Raw genomic sequence first — 23,149 nt, 5'->3', positions numbered from 1 at the left:
GCTGTCTAATAATATACACTGAATGTCCACGAAAGACAAACTATAACTATTTAGCTATATTTTAAGATGCAAACGCAATCATCCGTATTATATAAGGTAAAGAACCCTAAAATACCTAAAAAATTCCCCCAAAAATGCGACACATATCTCAAAATGTACAAAAAAACGACTACTGCGATCACTTGATCCCAGTAGTCGTTAAATAGCATTAGTTTAGAATAAGCTCGTGATCGCACGCCAGCCGATCACAAAGATATTAGCTTTCTTAACTTCTGTAGTCGTTTGAGCATCAGCACTCAAATAGTCTGTTCCATCTAAGAAGTACATTGCTTGATCTTTAGCTTTGATCTGTAAAGTACCAACTTTTTGGCCCTTCTTCAAAGGAGCTTGTAAACCATCTTTTTTGTATAATTTCTTGTTACCAACAGCTTTAGCACTCAATTGGTCCTTAGAAACACCACTCTTCAACCAAACATCTGTCTTAGCTGCCAAAGAAACTTTAACATCTAGATCTTTACCATGGTAAACCGGTAAAGCATTGGTCTTTTTAAAAGTTGTCCCTTTAGCCAAAGAAGTATAAGTATAGTTGTTGTAGCAATATGACATTAATTTTTGCGTTTCTTCAAATCGTGAAAGGTCCTCTTGGCTATCGTGTTTAGCACCTAAGACGATCGTGATCAAACGATGACCATCTTTATTGACCGTTGCAGCAAAGCATGCCCCAGCTGAATCAGATGTACCTGTTTTCAAACCGTCAACTGGTAGTTCACTATAAGCCTTAGCCAAACCAGGTAACATCCAGTTCCAGTTTTCCATTTCAGTTTGATCAGTCCCGTTATTGAATTTCATCCGGGTGATCTTAGTCGTCTTTAGCACTTCAGGATAGTCCTTGATCAAACGTTGGCTCAAGAGCGCCATATCTTTAGCGGAGAATTTATTTTCCGCATCATCAGCAGCCCCAGGATACTTACCATCCTTAACTTCACCGTTAGCTAAACCATTAGCTGTATAAAGTTCGACATCTTTTAAGCCCATCTTTTTAGCTTCTTTCCGTGCTAGATCGATAAAGTTCTTTTGAGTTCCACCCACAGCATCAGCTAAAGCCATCGCAGCCCCATTAGCTGAATAGATCAAAGTCGCTTGGTATAATTCCCGCACGGTATAGCTATGACCTTCCTTTAATGGAACATTGGAAAGCGTAGTATCTTGACTGACTTCTTGAGCAGCCTTACCTGGAGTCACTTTTTGATCCCACTTAAGTTTGCCGTTATTGATCGCTTGCAGTACCATGTAGGCGGTCATCAATTTTGACATAGAAGCTACTGGTAAAGCTTGATCAGCGTTTTTGGCATATAAAATTTGGCCTGTATTAGCATCGACCGCGATCGCAGCTTTAGCGTCAAGCTGCAATGAACTGTCAGTATCAGCAGGCAAAGCCGTATCAGCTTTGGCAGTTGCTACTCCAAATCCACTAAAACTGACCACAGAAAATACGATCACAGCTGCGGCTAGAGCTGTGACTACTTTTTGTAAAGATTTTAAAAACGTCATCTTTCTAAGTTCCTCTCACTTAATCTCATCTATAAGAATACCCAAAATATCAAAACTAATCAATAAGAAACATGTCCTTTTTGCTTACAATACTAAACCAGTTTTGAAGCCCCAAACACCTCAAAACTGGTCTAACATATTATCTAGCTACTTATCTAGCTACTAGCGCACTAAACTGTCAGCGTGCTTGACTGGAAAATGCATGATAAATTCTGTCAATTCGGCATCTGAAGTCACATAAATATAACCATGGTGTCTTTCAACGATACCTTGGGCGATCGCCAAACCAAGACCTGAACCCCCAGTTTCACGCGAGCGCGAACTTTCAGCCCGATAGAACCGATCAAAGACCTGTTCTAATGATTTTTGCGGGATCTGTTCACCATCATTAGCGATCGTCACTTTGAGTTCTTTTTTACTCACCAACATAGCTTTAAGATAGATATTCTTACCACCGGCTCCATATTTCAAAGCATTAGACACCAGGTTATTGAAGACCCGGGCTAATTTTTCACCATCAGCTTCGATCACCAATGGTTTGGCTGGAACATCTACATGGATCGCCATTCCTTTTTTGTTAGCCTCCAGTTCATAACTAGCTGCGACTTGTTCTAACATCGCACCGATATCCAACGGTACAATATTTAACGTTACACCTGCTTGTCTGACCTTAGTATATTCAAACAGGTCATCAACTAAGGATTTCATCTGATTAGCTTTCAAGAAAGCTGTATGGGTATATTGCAATAATTCTTCATCATTATTGTATTGTTTATTTTCGATCAGGCCTAAATAGCCAATGATCGATGTCAGTGGTGTCCTGATGTCGTGGCTGACATTTGTTACTAACTCATCTTTTGAACGTTCGATTCGGCGCTCTTCTTCCATGGCATTGATCGTACTATCAACTAATGAATTGACACTTTCAACGACTCTTTGCATCTGACCACTTAGCTTAAATGGTATCCGATGATCAAAATGCCCTGAAGCGATATAGTGCAACTCGGCAATAACGTGACGCAACTGCATCTGGCGGTAACGGCGCATCAAACGCCAATAAACGATCCCGCAATCTGCAATGATCATCATCAAGGTGAATAACCCACCCCAGCTCCAGATCTGGAGATCAGTCGGGCCTAAAAAGAGCGACATCTTGATCTGAAAGATCCCGTTTTGTAGACCCGGGTTATTTGAGATCTCCTGGTTAACGATCATAAAGATCGACATGTTGAGCAACAATAACAAGATGACCGTTACTATCCCTTCACCAAAGAGCTCACTTTTTTCCCGGGCCGTCAGTGAAAATTTCATCCGCTCACCTCATCAACTTACTTAACGTGATTCGATCTTATAACCTACGCCCCAAACCGTTTGGATAACTTTTTCGCCACCAGTGGCTTCTTCGATCTTATCGCGTAAGTGACTCACATGGACCATAACTGTTTTAGCTGAAACAACGGACTCTTGTTGCCAAACACGCTCAAAGATCTCATCAGCTGAAAAGACACGGTTAGGATGACTAGCCAAGAGATATAAGATCCCAAATTCTAAGGCTGTCAATGAGATCTCCTTACCGTTGACCGTTTCGACTTCATGGGAATCTTTTTTGATGATCAACGAGCCTACCTCGATCTGATCAGGTTCGTTATTTTTCACTTCATGTTGTGAACGACGCAATAATGATTTGACGCGTGCCATAACTTCTAAGGGATTAAACGGCTTTGTCACATAATCATCGGCCCCTTGAACTAGACCTTGGATCTTATCAAGATCGTCTGTTTTAGCCGATAACATCAAGATCGGGATCTGGCTGTCTTTTCGAACCGCACGCACAACTGCCATTCCATCTAATTGTGGCATCATCACATCTAAGATCATCAGGTCGATGTCGGGGTTAGTATTGATCTTTGTGATCGCTTCTTTACCATTGTAGGCCTTTTCGACATCATAGCCTTCATTTTTAACATATATACTCAATAATTCAACGATATCTTTATCGTCATCGACAATTAAAATCTTCATAATGTCTGATCCCCCTAAAGAAAACTTAATTCTATTTTTATTTTACCAAATACTTTGCTAAATATACTTAAAGAAATTCGTAAAAATTACGACTATTTTACCCAAAACACTTGGTCATGGATAAAGTCAAACGGCCGATGTAAAGCATTCACCGCTGGTGGGCGACTCAACTTAGCAGTTTGCCAAAATTGTGGTGAATTGGTTGCCCCCTTAGCTTCACCGATCACGATAAGATCACCAGGCCACTTTTGCGCACGTAAAAAGTCCAAGATCGCACGATCGCAAGTTGTTTCTGGGGCCCACTCTAAAATAATGTTATCCACCTGCTGATAATATTTTTGGACCGCTACCAAGGCATCGGCTCGTTTGACATCACACCACGGGTGCGGCCGCGTATTATCTTGCGCTTGCCAATCAAAGTCATCGACTGCGATCACATTGGGTAGATTAGCGGCTAAAGCAGCATTGCCACACATTACCACTAAAGTTTTCCCGGGTTTTAATTGCTGTTTAAAACTCGCTAACCATGCCCTTGAAAAAACATGCCAGATCCCAAAATTTTCGATCAGTACTTGGCGTAAATCATTTAAGCAACTGACTAGTTCAAACAATTCGGGATGTTTAGTCATATGTAATTCAAGATAGTGAGCTGAAAAACTCAATTTTGGCACTTCTTGTGGTATCTCATGTCTACTATAGGCTTTGACTACAGCTTGAACTTGAGCGATCTTTTGGTGGACTGTAGGCAAATTACCACACATTCGATCATAATATCGTAACCTAGCTAAATACTTCTGCCATTCCATCGATCAACTTCCTTATCCAATAAGCTAAAAAAAAGACCCAAATGACGCGCGGGTCATCGGGTCTTTACTTGGCTCACACTTCTTAAGCCTATTATAACAAAATTATTCTTAAATCAAATCCAAAACACTTATCTTTTTAGTCTAGACACAATCCTTGGTCCTGGATCGCAGCCATTATCTCATCACGCGAACTCTTGTGGGCAGCCAATTTTTTTGAGCCGATCTGGGTAGTAAATTCATCCACTCGCCGGTTAGTGTCACGAAGATCATAGTATTGATGGACTAATTTATCGTAGTCTTTAAACTCAGCCAAGGAAAAATCAGCGGGATATTTATCATCAAAGACTGTAAATTCTAGGGGCAAACGTGGCTTTAATTGGGGACTTTGAGCCGGATGACCTAGCTGGAGCCCTAATATCGGATAGGTCAATTGGGGCAACTCTAGCACTGTAACTAGTTTTTTAGGTTCGTTATTGATGCTCCCTAAAACGACTCCACCTAAGCCCATACTTTCGGCGGCTAACAGCGCATTTTGTACGGCTAAAACCGTGTCATTGACTGCTTGAAAAAAGAGATCAGCCGTCTGTAAACGAGCAATATCTTGGCCCAAGTGCTGTCTGATCTTAGCATTACGATTTAGATCAGCTAAAAAGATCAACAACTCACCATTTCCTCCAACATAATCTTGTTTGGCGATCTCACTTATCGCCTTGCGCTTTGCTTCATCGGTGATCCGTAAAATACTGAACTGTTGTAGAAATTGGCTAGTCGATGTATGTCTTGCCGCTTCATAGATCGCGGTCAGTTGTTCTTTAGCGAGCGGTTTTTTTGCAAAAGCTCGAATACTTCGATGATTCAATTGCGTTGCTAGCGTTTCATTAGTAATTTTCATCCACTTCACCTGCTTACTTTTGGTAATTAAAACGTACTATAACACTTTTGAAGGCAAAATACAAACACACACCTGAAACTAGCAAATAAGCCATCCTACTACATGCAAAGTAGGATGGCTTACCCGTACGGCGTAAAACGCGTTGGCTCACGCTACCTTATTTGTCCTTGTCCACTGATCACGTACTTGGTCGTTGTTAAAGCTTCTAAGCCCATCGGTCCACGCGCATGTAATTTTTGCGTCGAAATGCCGATCTCAGCTCCAAAGCCAAAGACAAAGCCATCGGTAAAACGCGTTGATGCATTGATGTAAACACTTGAAGCATCAACTTCATTTACAAACCGTTGCCCATTTGCATAGCTGTCGGTCACGATCGCTTCTGAATGCTTTGTATTATGCGCGTTGATATGCACGATCGCTTCTGTCAAAGTATCAACGACTTTTACCGCTAAAATATAGTCATTATACTCTGTATCCCAGTCGCGTTCGCTTGCTGGAATGGCTGCATCCCCCAAGATCTCACAAGTGCGCGCATCCCCACGTAACTCGACATTGTACTTAGCCAAGGCATCTGCGAGCTTAGGCAAGAACTCTTCTGCCACATCGGCATGGACAACTAAAGTCTCAGCCGCATTGCATACAGATGGACGTTGACACTTAGCGTTGACTACGATCTTTTCAGCCATCGCTAGGTCTGCTTGACTATCTACATAAACATGACAATTGCCCGCTCCCGTTTCGATCACTGGCACAGTTGCTTTTTGAACGACGGTTTGGATCAAACGCGCTGAACCCCGTGGGATCAAGACATCTAAATAGCCATTCAGTTGCATGAACTTTTCAGCAGTTTGATGCGAGGTTTCTGTGATGATCTGGATCGCTTCTTTAGCGATATCATTTTCAACTAGAACTTGTTGTAAGACCTCAGTCAATTTGATGTTTGTCGCTAAAGCTTCCTTACCCCCTCGCAAGATCACCGCATTCCCAGCTTTAAAGCACAAGCCGGCTGCATCGACCGTCACATTTGGTCGCGCCTCATAGATCATTCCCACAACACCTAAAGGAACTCTCCGTTGCACGATTTGAAGTCCATTTTGATTGATCCAACCCTTATCGATATTTCCGATCGGATCTGGCAAAGCTGCGACTTGCTTTAAGCCCTCAGCAATATCTTTGATCCGCGCTTCATCTAAAGTCAAACGATCGACAAAGCTAGCCTTCATCTCAGTTGCTTTGGCTAGATCGACCTGATTAGCTGTAATGATCGTTGCTGCATTATCCACTAAAGCTTGCGCCATCGCTTTTAAGATCATATTTTTTTGTTCGGTGCTCATCTGTGCTAATTTAAAGGCCGCATTTCTTGCGGCAGTACCCATTTTTTCCAAATCAAGTGCCATTATTTTTCCTCCTTTACAAATAGCGTCCCTAAAGGCTCTCCTTTGATAAGCTCAAAAATGATCGCTGGATCTTGTCCATTAGCTAAGATCATCATCTTGTCATTTTCAAGCATTCTTTTGGCTGCTTTCAACTTGGTCATCATTCCACCAGTTCCAAACTTAGAACCTTTGCCACCAGCCGCTTCTAAAGCTGTCTCATCGATCTTTGTGATCCGCTCAAAGAGTTTAGCATCGGCATATTTGCGTGGATTCTTATCAAAGAAACCATCAATATCAGATAACATCACTAAAAGATCAGCATCCACGATCGAAGACACGATCGCTGACAGTTGGTCGTTATCACCAAACTTAGTATGATGATCCATCTCATCGACAGCAACCGTATCATTTTCATTAACGATCGGGATCACGCCCCACTCCAATAAGCTATTGAACGTATTCAAAGCATTTTGGCGACTCAAAGGGTATTCTAAAACGTCATGCGTTAACAAGATCTGTCCGATCCGTTGACCGTAAAGTGAGAAGCGTTGTTGATACACTGACATCAAACCACTTTGTCCGATCGCTGCTAACGCCTGTTGAGCTGGGATCGATTCGGGTCGTTCGTGTAAGCCCACTTGTCCCATACCGACACCGATCGCCCCAGAAGAGACTAAGACGACTTGTTTACCATCATTGACAAGACCGGTCAAGACGTAACACAATTGGTCAATAGCATGGAAATTGACTTTACCGTTGGGGTGGATCAAAGTACTTGTCCCCACTTTAACTACGATCCTTTTTGCATCAAGCTGGCGTTTTTTGACCATATTTTTTCCTCCACAATAAAACTTCTTACTTCAAGTATACTATATTTTACGCTAACTGTTTTCTTTGAGCTTCTTAGTCTTTTGATTTTGCTCTTGATCTAAAACATACCGATCGATCAACTCGATGATTTGATCATTTTGGGGTAAGTCAGAATGCTGGGCATCTTTACCAGTCACTGTGATCTGAGTAAAATGCTTCACGACCCCTTGATAGATGTATTTGCCTGCTTCAACACTTCGCTCGGGAACTAACCCATCAGAGTCATAAGTCTCCGTTCCCGCGACTGTATAGACCAAAAGATCGGACGGGAGTTTCTGACGATTTTTGATAAAATCCGCTAACATTTGCGTCTTTCGTTGTAGCGAAGTTTCCGAGAAGTTATATGGCGTCCCGACTGTCATCAAGACCTTGGCTTGAATATCATAATTAGGTAGGTAATTTTCTAAAAAGGCTGTATAGATCAAGCCACCATTTGAATGTCCAAACGCTTTGAAGTTATTGAATTCATACCGCTCACTCAACTGCTCAAAAGCTTTATCAAACATTTTGGCCTGCTTTAAGATATTGCTGTAACCATCTTTATTATTTTCAAAACCAACTACGATAAATGGCTCATTATCTTTGGCATTGATCTTGCCTGAATACTTGATCGTGCCATCGTTATAGACTTTGACTTTTAACAAACTATGCTTTTTTGGGCTTCGACTATTGATCTTTTTGATCAGGGCGTCAAACCGATTTTCGGTAGCCGAACTCCCTGGGATCATGATCACAGGTGAAAGACGCGAATTATGCCATCGTGCCAGATCTTTAACATTTTGTCGCGTCCAAATAAATGAGGGGATCGCTAGCCCCAAAAGGATCAAAAATACCAGTAAGATCATCCCCATACCACGCTTATTGATCTGCATCTACTTCACCTGCTCTCTTGCGTTCATTATCCAAAGCCCCTGCGATCTTCTCTGCGAATCTGACAAAGGGTAGATATAATAATATGTCACAAAGTAATAATCCAAAAGTAAAGATCAAGACGCCCCAAGAACCATTTGTCCCAACAAAAGCGTATAAAACACCCGGGGTCTTCGTCAAAACCGGATAGACTGCTGGTGGAACTAGGCCACTCAACAGCGCTAAAGCTCCGATCACCATATTAAATAGTGGAATAACTAAAAATGGTAACAGATAAAACGGATTGAACAATAGTGGTAGACCGATCATAAACGCTGCATTAGTATTGAACATGCTCGGTAAGACGTTCCAACCAGCTAGTTTGCGCGTATTTTGATGTTTAGCCACCAGAAATATCGCTAAGATCAACCCCAAAGTTGCTCCCGTTCCTCCTAAGGCACCATAACTAAAATATAGTGTATTAGCATTGAACTTCTCAGGTACTTTAGCTAGATCACTATGACTCAAAGCATAACTCAAATTTTTGAGCGTACTTTGGTCACTATCAAAGGTATTGTTGGTGTACGGACCACTAAGGCCTAACCAAGACAGCAGCAGCGTTATACTAGCAAAAAACATTACTGCCCAAAAACCGCTTTGCTTAGTCGCTTGACTCTGAAGCCAACTACCAACACCTTCAAAGATCTGATATTTGAATAAAAGCCCTAATAAAATATTGCAAACTACTGCAAATAATAATGCCACGGTCAATGGTAATAGACCTTTAAATGAGCGAGCTAATAGTTCTTGACCATGTTCTGCCTTCTTATTTGTTTGTTTACTCAAATATTTAAACACCAGACCTACACCATAACCGATCGCTAACCCCAAAATTAACCCGGGAAATCCTAATAGTTCGAGGCGAAAGTTGAACTGGCCGTTATTTCCCAAAGACCGCTGATAACAGATCGCTAAAAAGACTAAAAAGCCCGTCAGACTGGCTAATTGTTCATCACGTTCAAAAAAGCGGGCAGTATACTTCGCTGAAGTTCCCGCAGCCAGCAAAGCGATCACACCAGCAGTCAGCATATAAACACTGCCAAATAACTGATTAGCTGCTCGATAATGCGGTAACCATTCATCGATCTGGATCAGATTTCCTAGATAGCCATCGGGATGTAGTAAAGAAAATTCGATCACTTGCGCAAAGCTTCCCAATAAAATAAATGGAAATAACACTGCAAACGTGCGCTGAATTATTCTAAAAAAAGACCATTTGCGAATTCTTAGACCTAAGGCAATAATTCTTTGTTCCATCGCTTTTCCCCCAAAAGTTCATTCTTTGTTCTTAGTATAGCTTAATTTACGCTACTTTAACATATGTAGCACGCAAATGAAATCTTGCTTTTTTTAGTAATTACGGTATATTAGATAACGTTGCTTTAAATCATTTTGTATTGTGAGGTATTTTTCAGTGAAAACTGCATTAGACAATTTTTTTGATCTGACTGGTCTTAAAACTAACGTAAAACGCGAAATTCTTGCTGGTTTTACGACCTTCATCTCAATGGCATATATTTTATTCGTCAATCCTGAGATCTTAGGCGCTTCTGGTATGGACAAAGGGGCGGTCTTTACCGCAACGGCTCTAGCTAGTGCGATCGGTTGTTTATTGATGGGACTTTTAGCCAAGTATCCGATCGCTACTGCTCCCAGTCTTGGGATCAACGCCTTCTTTGCTTACTCAGTTTGTATCGGAATGAATATTCCCTGGCAAACAACTTTAGCTGGGGTCTTCGTAGCTTCGGTGATCTTTTTACTCATCACGGTTTTTAAATTACGTGAGTTGATCATCGATGCCATTCCAGCTGATCTAAAAGCAGCGATCTCAGCTGGGATCGGCTTGTTTATCGCCTTTATCGGCCTTCAAGGCGGAGGTCTGATCGTTGCTGACAAATCTACGCTCGTTGGCTTAGGGAGCTTTTCTGGCTCAACTTGGGTCACTGTCTTTGGCTTGATCGTCGTTTCGATCCTAATGGTCATGCGAGTTCCGGGGGCTATCTTTATCGGGATGGTCCTTTCTGCGATCTTTGGTATCGCAACGGGTAATATTCAAATGCCGCATGCTTTGGTTGCACCTGCACCAAGCATGGATCAAACTTTCTTAGTTGCGCTATCACACCTAAAAGATATCAATACCCTACAAATGTGGGTCGTAGTGCTCACTTTCTTATTGGTCACCTTCTTTGATACGGCTGGAACTTTGATCGCCTTAGCGCAACAAGCTGGCTTCTTACAAAATAACAAGATGCCCCGGGTCGGGAAAGCTTTGATGTCAGATTCGACCGCCATGCTCTTTGGTTCACTTTTTGGAACTTCCCCAGTGGGGGCTTATGTTGAATCTTCCGCCGGGATCGCAGTTGGTGGACGTTCTGGTCTGACCGCTGTTACAACTGGGATCTGCTTTATCCTAGGGCTATTCTTCTCACCACTTTTGACAGTGGCAACTTCACAAGTTACCGCCCCGGCTTTGATCATCGTTGGTGTTTTGATGGCTCAAAGCATGGCGCAAGTAACTTGGACTAAACTTGAGATCGCGATCCCAGCCTTCTTGATCGTCGCTGGGATGCCACTTACTTACAGCATTTCAGACGGTTTAGCCCTTGGGTTCATCGCTTATCCGATCACGATGATCGCAGCACGTAAAGGTAAAGAAGTCCCAGCTTTGATGTATGTTTTATTCTTTGTCTTTGTGATCTTCTTTTGGGTCTTAAACATCGAAAAATAAACAAAGAGACTCGTTTTCGGACATCTATTTTATATCACTCGGTATTCTTATCTGGATGTTCACCAATACAACACTAATAAATAAAGCGGATCTTCTCATGATGCAAAACCATCATGGGAGGATCCGCTTTATTTATACTCTAAAACTTTTATTTTTCGTAGCTGGCAGCTTTAGCTTGATACATTGCGATCTCATCTTCAGAACAACGAACATAATGTCCCGGCGTGATCTCATGTAACTTGCGCGGCTTGCCCTTCTTATCGTCTTCGATCGAAGCATCGTATTCTTTTTGCTTACGATTGCGTTCAAATTCTGGATCTGGCTCAGGTACAGCTGAGATCAAACTAGCTGTGTAATCATGCAAAGGCTTGTTATAAACATCATCTGCTGGGCCCACTTCCAACAAACGGCCATAATGCATAACACCGATCCGATCTGAAATGTACTTCACCATAGAAAGGTCATGTGCAATGAAGAGATAGGTCAGTCCCTTTTCTTCTTGCAATTCCTTCAATAAATTAACGACCTGCGCTTGGATCGAAACGTCCAATGCTGAGATCGGTTCGTCAGCGATGATAAACCGCGGTTCGACCGCTAAAGCACGCGCGATCCCGATCCGTTGGCGTTGTCCCCCTGAGAATTCGTGGGGATAACGACTAGCGTGGTCTTTGTTCAAGCCAACTGTTTCTAGGAGTGCTTCGACTTTAGCCCGGCGTTCTTCTTTATTTTTAGCCAGGCCGTGGATATCGATCCCTTCAGCGATGATATCTTCAACTGTCATCCGGGGATTCAAAGAAGCATATGGATCTTGAAAGATCATTTGCATTTCACGGCAAAATTCAAGGTGATCTTTACGTGAGGTCAACTTGCTGACATCTTTACCGTCAAAGAGGATCTGACCGTCTGTTGGTTCATACAAATGGATCACGCTTCGACCAGTCGTGGTCTTACCTGAACCAGATTCACCAACTAAGCCAAATGTTTCCCCTTCAAAAATGTGGAAACTAACATCATCAACGGCTTTGACCATGCTAGGTTTACCCACGCCGAAGTATTGTTTTAAGTGCTTGACTTCAAGCAATTTTTTGCGTTTTTCTGGCATGTTAAATTCCTCCTGGTCTATTCAGCATCCGCATGCTTCATCGCTTCTGCACGCCGATTTTTTGCAACTTCTTCTTGTTCTTGGATCTCACGCCAGATCTCTGCTCGGCGCATGATCTCTGCTGGGGGCTCGATCTGTGGTGCATCTGGATGCAAAAGCCAAGTCGCAGCGTAATGCGTATCGGACACCTTAAAGAATGGTGGTTGCTTTTGAGCATCGATCTGCATTGCATATGGATTACGAGCTGCAAATGGATCACCTTTTGGCGGATCTAAGAGATCTGGTGGTGTCCCTGGGATCGCTTCGAGTTTAGTACTTGAAAGTGTTGGCATCGAGTTTAGCAAGCCCCAAGTATATGGATGTTTTGGATTGTAGAAGATCTCATCGACAGTCCCATATTCAACGATCTGACCCGCATACATTACGGCGACCCGATCCGCCATCCCAGCAACAACACCTAAGTCGTGCGTGATAAAGATGATCGAAGTCTCGATCTTTTCTTGCAATTCTTTCATCAAATTCAAGATCTGCGCTTGGATCGTTACGTCCAAAGCAGTCGTTGGTTCGTCAGCGATCAAGATCTCAGGATAACATACCAAAGCGATCGCGATCACGATCCGCTGTCGTTGTCCACCTGAGAATTGGTGCGGATAGTTATTGAAGCGTTTTTCAGCATTGGTGATCCCAACTAATTTCAAGATCTCTAGGGCTTGCGCCATTGCTTTTTTCTTATCCATGTTCTTATGGACCATCAGAGGTTCTGCAATTTGCCGTCCGATCTTCATGGTCGGATCAAGGGAAGTCATCGGATCTTGGAAGATCATTGCGATATCTTTCCCACGGATCTTTTGCATCTCTTTTTCAGATTTCTTCAAAAGATCTTGTCCTTGGAACATGATCGAACCACCAACTACTTTGGCATTACTTGCTAACAAGCCCATAATACTCTTAGTTGTGACCGATTTACCTGAACCAGATTCACCTACGATGGCTAACGTTTCACCTTTATTCAAATGAAAACTCACATCGCGAATGGCTTTAACATCACCCGCATAGGTATGGAAATTGATTTTAAGGTTTTTAACATCTAAAATTCGTTCAGCCATACTACAACCTACCTTCTAGTTTTTGGATCAAATGCATCGCGCAGACCGTCACCTAACAAGTTAAATGAGATCATCAATACACACAAGACGATCGCTGGATACCACATCTGATATGGTAAGAATTGGAAATTCTTTTGTCCTTCATTCAATAACACCCCAAGGGAAGTTTCTGGGGCTGAGATCCCGATCCCGATAAAGCTTAAGAAAGCTTCAAAGAAGATCGCAGTTGGGATCGTGTACATCGTTTGGATGATAATAATACTTGATAAGTTTGGTACTAAGTGTTTCCAAGCGATCTTAGTTGGGGATTGTCCTAACGTTCGCGCTGCCAAAACATATTCTTGGCTCTTTAACTGGAGCGTCTCAGCCCGGATCATCCGTGCCATCGTCGTCCAACTAGAGATCGCGATCGCCAAAATGATCGAGCCGATACCTGGTTTGAAGACCACCAACATCAAAACAACAATAACTAAACTTGGGATGGAGGAGATAACTTCGATGATCCGCTGCATCACGTTATCCGTCCTGCCACCCTTCCAACCCGATACGATCCCGTACGTGACCCCGATCGTCAAGTCAAAGAAGGTGGCAACTAAAGCAACGATCAAGGAGATCTTGGTCCCATAAACGATCCGTTGCGCCAAAGAGCGCCCTAAATAGTCAGTCCCCATAACAAAGTATTTGTCTTTAGATACACCAGCTTGCGCATATTTATCGACCCAAACATCGCCAACTTTAGCCTTACCATTGAACCCATTGATATTTACACCGGGGATCTTAGCTGGTAAGTTAGCATATTGTGGTTGTGATCTGACCAAAGTATCGCGGTTGACAAATGGTGTCGAACCAAACGCTACAACGATCATAAATAAAATGATAAAGAGCGAAATGACCGCCCCTTTATTCTTCTTCAAACGGCGCCATGCATCTTGGGTAAACGTCAAGGAAGGCGCAGCGATCTTTTCAGCATCAAGCTCTTCTTTTACTTCTAAAGCTTGAAAATCTTCTGGTCGTAATTTCATCTTTTCTTCCATAAAGCTTAGCCCTCATTTCCAGCAAGTCTGATCCGCGGATCGATGATCCCGTAGATGATATCCGTCAAGAGGATGACCGCTACGAGTCCCGCAGAAAATAGCATCGTAACACCCATGATCGTTGGGTAGTCGTTAGTCAAGATCGATTTAACGAACTGCTCCCCGATACCAGGGATCGAGAAGATATTTTCGATGACCATCGAACCTGTCATCAACGCAACTGTATATGGTCCGATCAAGGTTACTAATGGGATCAAACTGTTACGTAAAGCGTGATGGTAAACGATCTGGAACTTACTTAGTCCTTTAGCCTTGGCAAGCTCGATATAATCGGAATTTAGCACATCGACCATCCCAGTTCGCATAAACCTAGACGTTTCAGCCAACGGTCCCACACCTAAGGCGATCGTTGGTAAAACTGTATAGGCAAAGCCACCCCAATCAGCGATCGGGAACCAGCCAAGTTTCAAAGCGATATAGTATTGAAGTAAAACAGCTAACACGAAGTTTGGCACTGATTTACCGATGATCGATAGGATCGTAACACCAGTATCGACCCAAGTATTACGGTTGATCGCAGCGATCGAACCAAAGATGATCCCAAAGAAGACCCCAAAGATCATTGCTTGGATCCCTAATTGAGCTGAGGCTCCGATCCGACTTGAGATCAAATAGGAAACTGGTTGATTACTAAATTGGAATGATGTTCCCATGTCACCATGTAACATTCCTCCAATATAAAGCAAATATTGCATCCAGATCGGTTTGTCCAAACCATATTGTTGGTTCATGATCGCGATCTGTTCGGGTGACATTTTTTCTTGGTTTGAATATGGCGTCCCGGGCATGAGCTTCATCAAAAAGAAGGTGATGGTCGCTACTAAAAAGAGCGTCAACGCCATATAGAAAACCCTTTTTAACAGGTATTTCTTCATATTGTATATCCTCTCGTTTCTGAGATGTCTTTTTTTGCCAAACAACGCAGGATAGTTAGTCCTGCGTTGTTTGATATTTTAAATCATTTTAAGTCTGATCTTATCTACCGTCAACTAAAAACTAGTTACCTGAGATGTAAGCTTCCTTAAAGTTGTAGTTTACACCAGCAGAGTTAAAGATAACATTTTTCACGGAAGGTTTTACCATCCATGGTTTTGTACTTTGGTAAAGCGGAATAACACCTTGATCATCCATCAAGATCTTTTCAGCTTGCACTAAATTATCCCAACGCTTAGCTGGATCATTAGCATCAGTTGTTTTAGACGCTTCGATCAAGCGATCGTATTCTTCATTCTTCCAACCACCAGCGTTTTGCGGATTATCGGAAGTCAGCAAGTCTAAGAAGGAGATCGGGTCAGCAAAGTCAGCACCCCAACCAGAAACTACAACATCAAAATTCTTATCTTGTGTCCGTGCGATACGTGTCTTGAATGGGACATTAGAAACTGTAACTTTGACCTTATCTGAGCCAAATGTTTCAGTGATCTCACTTTGTAAGAATTCAGTTGCCTTCTTAGATGTATCAGTATCATCACCTAAGATAGAAAATTCGATCTTATCTTGGCCAACTTCTTTGAGACCTTCTTCAAAGAGCTTCTTAGCATCTTTTTCGTTATACTCAACCGCTGATTTTACATAAGCTGCGTCAACGAAATCTTTACCATTACGTTCAGCTAAGCCACTGGAGACAAAGCCCTTAGCTGGTGTAGAAGCACCCGCTAAAACTTGTTTAACGTATTGTTCACGATCGATCGCTTTAGAGATAGCTTGACGGATCTTTGTGTTAGCAAATTCAGCTTTTTGTTCGTTAAGTTGTAAGTAGAATACGGAAGCTTCCTTACGGTCTGTATAACCAGTTTGGCCCTTGAGCTGACGTGCTTGTTCAGCCCCTAAAACAGTTGCATCCACTTTACCAGATTGGTATAAGTTGTAAGCTGTTGTTGTCGACTTATTAACTTTATAGTTGATCTCGTCTAACTTAACTTTGCTCTTATCCCAATAGTTCTTGTTCTTAGCTAAAGTCCAGCTAAGGTTTGTCCCTGTCCAATCTTTCAAGACAAATGGACCATTGTAGACCATGTACTTGGAAGCTGTCCCGTACTTGTCGCCGTATTCTTCGACCACTTTTTGATTTTGTGGGAAGAATACTGGGAAGCCCATCAATAACTTGAAGTATGGTACTTGCTTATCAAGTGTTACGACTAATTTATGGTCGCCGTCAGCTTTGATCCCTAATTCACTAGGTTGCTTTTTACCATCCATAATGTCTTGTGCATTAGCTACACCGTCAAAGAGGTAAGCATACTGTGAACTTGTCTTAGGATCGACTGTGCGTTGCCAAGAATAAACGAAATCTTTAGCAGTTACAGGATCACCGTTAGACCACTTAGCATTCTTACGCAAAGTAAAAGTATAGGTCAAACCATCATCAGAGACCTCTGTCTTCGTTGCGATCCCAGGTTCGATCTTAGAGTTCTTACCTAAGCGATAAAGACCTTCCATCGAATTATTCAATTGGTTAAAACTAACAGTGTCTGTTGCCTTGGAAAGGTCCATTGATGGCAACTCTGCACTTTCGCTCCAGTTGAGCACTTGCTTGTCGCTGGCACTATTGTCTGAGCTCTTGCCACAAGCAGCGAGAAAAACAGCTGACAACGCCACAACAGCGCCCGCTTTGGCTAATTTAGCTAATTTCATAGATTCACAACTCCTTAATAATTGCTTAATGCCTCTAAATTGCATCCTACTTTAATAACTTTTGACTTAAATATATATGATAACGAAATTAAAATCAAGTATTTATTCTAATTCAAAACGTATAAATTTATATATATAAAATCATATTCTATTCAAAAAAAGTTGATACATCAGCGATCCTACCATTTATTTTAGCTAATTTTTGTCTAAATTTTTTTGGTAATTCGGAAATATTTTCGTTTATCCCTAAATTAGGAGTAGAATAATTCGGAATATGCAATTAACTAAGACTGAATCCAAAAAAAGTATTTTCTCATTTATAGTTCGACCCAACTAATTTACTATTACAGTGGTATAATTTTAGTAATATCACTTGATCAAGGGGGAACTTTATATGACATCAGTTATCATTGCGGGTATCGAAAATGAACAAGAAAATTTTGATTATACGATGGCAGAACTAGCTTCTCTAGCTGAAGCTGCCAATATGAAAGTCACTCGCCAGTTCAAACAAAAACTTGAACGCCCAATTGCAGCAACTTATCTAGGCAAAGGGAAAGTCGAAGAGATCAAAACAGCCGGGGCGGTGACTAACAGCCAGATCTTGATCTTAAACGACGAATTGACACCCACGCAGATCCGAAACTTAGAAAACATCACCGAGATGCGCGTTTTAGATCGTACAGCTTTGATCTTAGAGATCTTTGCAGCGCGGGCCAAGACTAAAGAGGCCAAGCTCCAAGTTCAAGTTGCTAAACTACAATACCAATTGCCACGTTTGCATACTGGACTTACCGATAAGCTCGACCAACAGACCGCTGGGAACGCTGGTGGTGGCTATACCAACCGTGGGGCGGGTGAAACTAAGCTCGAATTGAATCGCCGGGTGATCGAAAAAAAGATCAGTGCTTTAAATAAAGAGCTCAAAACGATCGACAAAGAACATCAGACCCGCCGCAAGCAACGCCAACGCTCGGGGATCAAAACCGCAGCATTAGTCGGTTACACCAATGCTGGTAAATCGACTACCCTAAACGGTCTTTTACGGCTATTTGGTGAAACAAAAAATAAAGAAGTCTTTGAAAAAGATATGCTCTTTGCTACTTTAGATACATCTGTCCGTCGTCTCCGTTTTGATGACAACAAAGAGATCTTATTAAGTGATACGGTCGGTTTTGTCTCCAAGCTCCCACACCAGTTGGTCAAAGCCTTTCGTACAACTTTAGCCGAAGCTGCTAACGCCGATCTTTTAGTCCAAGTCGTCGATCTTTCCGATGACCACTATCAAGAGATGATCGAAACGACTGAAAAAACTTTGACCGAGATCGGAGTGACTGATATCCCGATGCTTTATGTTTTCAACAAAGCCGATAAACTTGCTGTCAGCTACCCTAGCTTAGCCGGCAAAGAATTGACCTTCAGTGCTCAAGATGACGAATCGTTAAAAGTACTAGCTGAACTATTGAAACAAGAGCTCTTCAAGGACTATCAGGCCCATGAATATCTCATCCCGTATGCCAAGGGAGATCTTGTTGAAGAACTCAATCAAAAAGCGACCGTGCTTGAAACTAAATATCTCGCTGATGGTACTAAGATCAAAGCTGAAGTCGCCCCGGCTTTGGCTGGTCGTTTAGCCAAATATCAACTTAACTAAAAAGGTGGTCGAATATAGCAAAAGTTATCTATACCATACCTACCTTAATTTGTGAACGATTTCGCTTAAAAAGATCATATGAAATTCTAAAATAAACTTTCTTTAAAATCTAAAATATGCTAACTTTTATCTTAAATACTATAAAAAGGTTGGTAATTTATGGAAAAAAATGAGCAAGTTCACTTAGACCGTTCGATCGATCTATTTTCCGCGTTAGCTTTAGTGATCGGGACCGTTATCGGCTCTGGGATCTTCTTTAAACAAGCTTCTGTTTTAAGTTATTCACATTCAACGACCCTGGCTTTACTTGCTTGGTTCTTGGGAGGCGTTTTAACTTTGACCAGTGGATTGACGATTGCCGAGATCGGCTCGCAAATGCCACAAACTGGTGGCTTATATATTTACATGCACAATCTCTACGGTAAAGTTTGGGGCTTTTTATCCGGCTGGATGCAGATCACTGTTTATGGGCCAGCTGTTATTGCCGCGTTAGGTTCTTATTTAGCGATCTTATTACAAGCCTTCTTTGGCTTTCCCGCTAGCTATACACCGTTTATCGGAGTCTTATCGGTTATTTTGATCTCTGGTTTTAACTTCTTATCTAACCGTTATGGTTCTGCTTTACAGATCGTCACGACACTTTGTAAATTAATTCCGATCGCTGCGATCATCGTCTTTGGTTTGCTCTTTGGTGATCAAAATGCAGTGGGGCAAGTTTTAGCTGAACGATCATCTAGTGTGGCAGGCAATTTTGGGGTCGCAATTTTGGCAACATTATTTGCTTATGATGGTTGGATCTTGATCGCTAATATGGGTGGTGAGATCAAAAACCCCCAAAAGATCTTACCGTTAGCGATCGTTTTAGGTTTATCAGCGGTATTGGTCGTCTATGTTTTAGTTTCCTACAGTATTTTCAAAACGATGCCTGCTGATATGATCGCTCGCTATGGTGAAAATGCTACTCCTCACTTTGCGGAAATGGCATTTGGCAAGATCGGTGGTAAGATCTTAAACATCGGGATCATTATTTCGATCGTTGGCTGTATGAATGGTAAAGTCATGACCATTCCACGGATCATGTATGCGATGGCTAAAAACAATGAGTTGCCATTTTCAAAGCAATTAGCTTATCTCAATAAAAAGATGCACACCCCAATGGTCTCGATCTCTGTGATCGCAATTATTGCTTCAGGCATGGTCTTGACTGTGGATGCTGATCGTTTGACTGAGATCTGTATTTTTACGATCTATTGTTTCTACGTGATGACCTTCTTTGGTATCTTCAAATTACGTAAAACAACGTCAAGCTCAAAGCGCCCATTTTCAACGCCACTTTATCCTTTAACACCGATCGTAGCGATCTTAGGTGCTGCTTTTGTCTTAGTCAGCGAATTATTTTCTGACCTAAGTGGCGTCGTGATCTCCTTAGTGATCGTTTTGTGTGGTCTACCGATCTATTATTATAAGAATAGAGTGTAAGACAAAGCGGGTAATGCCGTATGAATAACGGAAACCCAAACGTAATGCGGGGTTGGCATTGGGTTTGGGTTTTTGTTATTCACTAGGCATTGCTTTGCCGCACACGTTTTGATAGAGTGTAAGGCAAAGTGGGTAATGCCGTTTGAATAACGGAAAACCAAACGTAATGCGGGGTTGGCATTGGGTTTGGGTTTTTGCATTGCTTTGTTGCAGAGGGTAGTTTACCCAAATAGCCTAAGAGCCCCGTTTGTGTAGTTACAAACGGGGCTCTTAGGTTATTTGGGTTTATCAAATTTATTATTGGTGATCAATTCGATCGTTTGATCCATTTTAGTACGGTGATCTTTTTCATCTAAGAGAAGTGTCGTGATGATATCCACAATATAAGTCATCGCAAATTGTGAATTAATAAAGCGCGCGTTATCCACAAAATTACTATTCTTGACTAAAAGCGCAAGATCACTTAATTGGTATAACGGACTATTCTCGATCCCGGTGATCGCGATCAAAGTCGCCCCTTGCTTTTGTCCAGCTTTAGCAGCTCTATTGACCTCGGCCGTGTTCCCAGTTGCGGAAAGCGCCAAGATCACGTCATCTTTTTCCATGATCCCACTACTGATATACATACTATGGCTTTCAGTCATGCCAAAAGCCGCGATCCCCATTCGTATCAAGCGTTGTGTCAATTCTTTAGCAGTATACCCTGAACTACCTAACCCAAAAATATAGATCCGACGACATGTGCTGATCTTATTTACGATCTCTAACAAGACCTTTTCATCGATCCGTTGGCGAGTCTGGGTCAAAACTTCTTCATAAAAACGTTGGACTTGCATTGCCAACTTTGATTCACTTTCTTTAGGTTCAAGTTGTTCATCACTGACAAGACGCAATTTAAAATCATAAAAATTAGCACAATCAAGCCGTTTGACTAAACGCGTGATCGTAGCATTGCTCGTCCCCGCTAACTTAGCTAACTCATTGATGCTCAAACGTTGGATCTTTTTGGGTTCCTGGATCGCCTGTAAAGCAACTTTGCGCTCCTGACGTGGTAAGCTAGGATAGATCTTTTCCAACTCATTTAAAATATTCATACTCCTGATCCTTTATAAAAAATAAATAGTTCACTGACTATAGCATATCACATCAGTAAACTACTTATTAACTATTTATTCTTTGATTGCTTGAACAAATCGACTAGCGATCTCTAAAGGACGAGTGATCGCCCCACCGACTACGACTGCATGACAGCCTAATTCTAAACATCGCTTAGCTTTCGCAGGAGTATCGACTTTCCCTTCTGCAATCACTGGTGCATCAGATAACGCCAAGACTTCCTTGAGATAAGCAAAATCGTTATCTGCTAAATTTTCACCCGCTGTTTCAGGGGTATAACCATGCATCGTAGTTCCGACAATATCAAAGCCTAATTCATTGGCCAACTTCACATCTTCTAAAGTCGCGGTGTCAGCCATCAACAATGTCTCAGGAAATTCGCTGCGCATTTGGCTTACAATGTCTGCAATTTGTTCGCCATTTGGACGCTTTCGGCGTGTTAAGTCACAGGCCACAGCTTGAGCGCCAGTAGCTGCAACCGCACGCATTTCCTTTAAAGTTGGGGTAATATAGACGGAGGAATCGGGATAATCGACCTTACTCAAGCCAATTATCGGTAATTCAACTTCATCTTGGATCGCCTGAATATCAACGACAGAATTAGCCCTGATCCCAGCAGCACCTGCCAGCTGAGCAGCTAAAGCCATCCGCGACATGATAAACGAACTATGCAAAGGTTCGTTTGGCAATGCTTGACAAGACACGATCAACTTACCCTTGACTTGTTCTAAAAAGTTCTTTCCCATGATCCTTACCTCGATTTATTTGAAATATTTTTCGTAGATCCGTTTTGCACCAGCTTTGACTTCCGGCGTAGCTTTAGCCATTGGTTCCCGGGTATAACCAGCATGGACCCCCAATTCTTCAAAGACTAATTTCAAAGTTGCATAGATCCCGTTGTTCAAAAGATCTGTGATCAGATCGTTACTTTCATGTTGTAATTGACGGGCTTTAGCAATATCACCTGCTTCAAAAGCTGCGATCTCAGCTTTAGCCTTTTTAGCATTGATATTAAAGGTCGAACCGATCGCACCATCAACGTCTAAAGCTAAAGCTGGCAATAACATTTCATCAAAGCCTGACAAGATCAATTTATCTGGGAAACGTTCACGTAAACGTTCTAACAAATAAAAGTCAGCATTCGTATATTTGACGCCGATGATCTTTTCATTTTCAAAGAGTTTAGCAAAATTATCCAATGAAAGTGCGACCCCTGTTAGTGCCGGGATCGAATAAACGACTAATTTGGTATCTACATCTTTGACGATCTCATCATAGTAATGCTTGATCTCGTCAAAATTGAAGTTATAGTAAAACGGTGTAACAGCTGAGATCGTCTTATAACCTAGCTCTGTCACAAATTTAGCTAGTTCTTTAGCTTCGTGTAAGTTAGGTGAGCCTACTTGGGCGATCAGATCGATATCTGAGCCCTTAGCTTCATCCATTGCGATCTCAAACACGCGCTTCTTTTCAGCTGTTCCGAGCATGAAGTTCTCACCGGTGCTCCCACCTACATATAACCCATCAAGTTGATTGACGTCAATATTGTAACGCACCATTTCACGTGTACCTTGTTCATCGATGTTTCCGCTTTCATCAAAAGCCGTCATTAGGGCCGCATATAATTTTTTCATAGGAAAGTTCCTCCAATTGTTTATTATGTAATAGAAATTCAGATAATTCAACCGACGCCTACAGCATAAACTATGATAAAAATTATTTCAAGTTTAAAGAACGGTAATTATTTTCATTCATTACAAATAACCTTACATGGATAAGGGTTTACACGGAAATAAAATTTTTTTCTAGT

At 41.8% G+C, this 23,149-nt stretch carries 20 protein-coding genes; 3 read left to right on the top strand and 17 right to left on the bottom strand.

The genetic code is table 11. The features are described from left to right. Positions 1 to 213: 213 nt before the first annotated feature. The 9 genes from LMU01S_RS01420 to LMU01S_RS01380 all read right to left on the bottom strand — a co-directional run bounded on the left by LMU01S_RS01420 (position 214) and on the right by LMU01S_RS01380 (position 9,683). A complete protein-coding gene (locus LMU01S_RS01420; protein ID WP_056958957.1) occupies positions 214 to 1,551 on the bottom strand; it encodes a serine hydrolase in 1,338 nt (445 codons plus the stop codon). A 162-nt stretch (positions 1,552 to 1,713) separates the two neighbouring features. Next, a complete protein-coding gene (locus LMU01S_RS01415; protein ID WP_056958958.1) occupies positions 1,714 to 2,862 on the bottom strand; it encodes a sensor histidine kinase in 1,149 nt (382 codons plus the stop codon). 21 nt (positions 2,863 to 2,883) lie between these two features. After that, positions 2,884 to 3,573 carry a response regulator transcription factor CroR gene (croR, locus tag LMU01S_RS01410; RefSeq protein WP_004050803.1) on the bottom strand — a complete coding sequence of 230 codons (690 nt, stop codon included), beginning with the start codon at positions 3,571 to 3,573 and terminating at the stop codon, positions 2,884 to 2,886. 92 nt (positions 3,574 to 3,665) lie between these two features. Beyond that, a complete protein-coding gene (locus LMU01S_RS01405) occupies positions 3,666 to 4,379 on the bottom strand; it encodes a hypothetical protein (protein ID WP_056958959.1) in 714 nt (237 codons plus the stop codon). 136 nt (positions 4,380 to 4,515) lie between these two features. Beyond that, entirely contained in the window at positions 4,516 to 5,271 is a 756-nt protein-coding gene (locus tag LMU01S_RS01400; RefSeq protein ID WP_056958960.1) for an NADPH-dependent oxidoreductase, read from the bottom strand. Positions 5,272 to 5,423: 152 nt separating this feature from the next. After that, on the bottom strand, positions 5,424 to 6,668 hold the full coding sequence (locus LMU01S_RS01395) for a glutamate-5-semialdehyde dehydrogenase (RefSeq protein ID WP_056958961.1): 1,245 nt from the start codon (positions 6,666 to 6,668) through the stop codon (positions 5,424 to 5,426). Further along, the gene (proB, locus tag LMU01S_RS01390; protein WP_056958962.1) at positions 6,668 to 7,477 is read right to left on the bottom strand and encodes a glutamate 5-kinase; all 810 of its coding nucleotides are present in this window, start codon (positions 7,475 to 7,477) and stop codon (positions 6,668 to 6,670) included. The genes LMU01S_RS01395 and proB overlap by 1 nt, the downstream gene beginning before the upstream one ends. Before the next feature lie 51 nt (positions 7,478 to 7,528). Beyond that, positions 7,529 to 8,389 (bottom strand): alpha/beta hydrolase, encoded by an 861-nt coding sequence (locus LMU01S_RS01385; protein ID WP_056958963.1) that lies wholly within the window; start codon positions 8,387 to 8,389, stop codon positions 7,529 to 7,531. Further along, positions 8,376 to 9,683 (bottom strand): PTS transporter subunit EIIC, encoded by a 1,308-nt coding sequence (locus LMU01S_RS01380; protein ID WP_056958964.1) that lies wholly within the window; start codon positions 9,681 to 9,683, stop codon positions 8,376 to 8,378. The genes LMU01S_RS01385 and LMU01S_RS01380 overlap by 14 nt, the downstream gene beginning before the upstream one ends. 157 nt (positions 9,684 to 9,840) lie before the next feature. On the opposite strand from LMU01S_RS01380, the gene LMU01S_RS01375 reads away from it, so the two are divergent. Further along, positions 9,841 to 11,154, top strand: a complete 1,314-nt coding sequence (locus tag LMU01S_RS01375; protein WP_056958965.1) for an NCS2 family permease — start codon at positions 9,841 to 9,843, stop codon at positions 11,152 to 11,154. Between the two features lie 148 nt (positions 11,155 to 11,302). Here the strand turns inward: LMU01S_RS01375 and LMU01S_RS01370 are convergent, their stop codons facing one another. The 5 genes from LMU01S_RS01370 to LMU01S_RS01350 form a co-directional block, all read right to left on the bottom strand. Beyond that, entirely contained in the window at positions 11,303 to 12,256 is a 954-nt protein-coding gene (locus LMU01S_RS01370; RefSeq protein WP_056958966.1) for an ABC transporter ATP-binding protein, read from the bottom strand. A gap of 17 nt (positions 12,257 to 12,273) precedes the next feature. Next, complete coding sequence (locus LMU01S_RS01365; protein ID WP_056958967.1) at positions 12,274 to 13,362, bottom strand: ABC transporter ATP-binding protein; 1,089 nt, start codon at positions 13,360 to 13,362, stop codon at positions 12,274 to 12,276. Between the two features lie 8 nt (positions 13,363 to 13,370). Beyond that, entirely contained in the window at positions 13,371 to 14,396 is a 1,026-nt protein-coding gene (locus LMU01S_RS01360; RefSeq protein WP_056958968.1) for an ABC transporter permease, read from the bottom strand. 5 nt (positions 14,397 to 14,401) lie between these two features. Next, entirely contained in the window at positions 14,402 to 15,331 is a 930-nt protein-coding gene (opp3b, locus tag LMU01S_RS01355) for an oligopeptide ABC transporter permease (RefSeq protein ID WP_056958969.1), read from the bottom strand. Positions 15,332 to 15,452: 121 nt separating this feature from the next. Beyond that, positions 15,453 to 17,090, bottom strand: a complete 1,638-nt coding sequence (locus tag LMU01S_RS01350; protein WP_056958970.1) for a peptide ABC transporter substrate-binding protein — start codon at positions 17,088 to 17,090, stop codon at positions 15,453 to 15,455. A 394-nt stretch (positions 17,091 to 17,484) separates the two neighbouring features. Between LMU01S_RS01350 and hflX the strand changes: the two genes are divergently transcribed. Together hflX and LMU01S_RS01340 are read left to right on the top strand one after the other, a co-directional pair. Continuing rightward, positions 17,485 to 18,744: a GTPase HflX gene (hflX, locus tag LMU01S_RS01345; protein ID WP_056958971.1), complete on the top strand. Its 1,260-nt coding sequence runs from the start codon at positions 17,485 to 17,487 to the stop codon at positions 18,742 to 18,744. Between the two features lie 159 nt (positions 18,745 to 18,903). After that, positions 18,904 to 20,223 carry an APC family permease gene (locus tag LMU01S_RS01340; RefSeq protein ID WP_056958972.1) on the top strand — a complete coding sequence of 440 codons (1,320 nt, stop codon included), beginning with the start codon at positions 18,904 to 18,906 and terminating at the stop codon, positions 20,221 to 20,223. A gap of 275 nt (positions 20,224 to 20,498) precedes the next feature. Here the strand turns inward: LMU01S_RS01340 and LMU01S_RS01335 are convergent, their stop codons facing one another. The 3 genes from LMU01S_RS01335 to LMU01S_RS01325 form a co-directional block, all read right to left on the bottom strand. Then, on the bottom strand, positions 20,499 to 21,317 hold the full coding sequence (locus LMU01S_RS01335) for a MurR/RpiR family transcriptional regulator (RefSeq protein WP_056958973.1): 819 nt from the start codon (positions 21,315 to 21,317) through the stop codon (positions 20,499 to 20,501). Between the two features lie 75 nt (positions 21,318 to 21,392). Then, positions 21,393 to 22,085, bottom strand: a complete 693-nt coding sequence (locus tag LMU01S_RS01330; RefSeq protein ID WP_056958974.1) for an N-acetylmannosamine-6-phosphate 2-epimerase — start codon at positions 22,083 to 22,085, stop codon at positions 21,393 to 21,395. Between the two features lie 15 nt (positions 22,086 to 22,100). Then, positions 22,101 to 22,973, bottom strand: coding sequence for an N-acetylneuraminate lyase (locus LMU01S_RS01325; RefSeq protein ID WP_056958975.1), 873 nt, complete (start codon positions 22,971 to 22,973; stop codon positions 22,101 to 22,103). Between the last annotated feature and the right edge of the window lie 176 nt (positions 22,974 to 23,149).

It is taken from the genome of Ligilactobacillus murinus DSM 20452 = NBRC 14221 (genome assembly GCF_001591685.1).
Taxonomy (GTDB): Bacteria; Bacillota; Bacilli; order Lactobacillales; family Lactobacillaceae; genus Ligilactobacillus; species Ligilactobacillus murinus.
The sequence above is the reverse complement of the archived record's forward strand: the minus strand, read 5'-3'. Positions and strand labels throughout refer to the sequence as shown.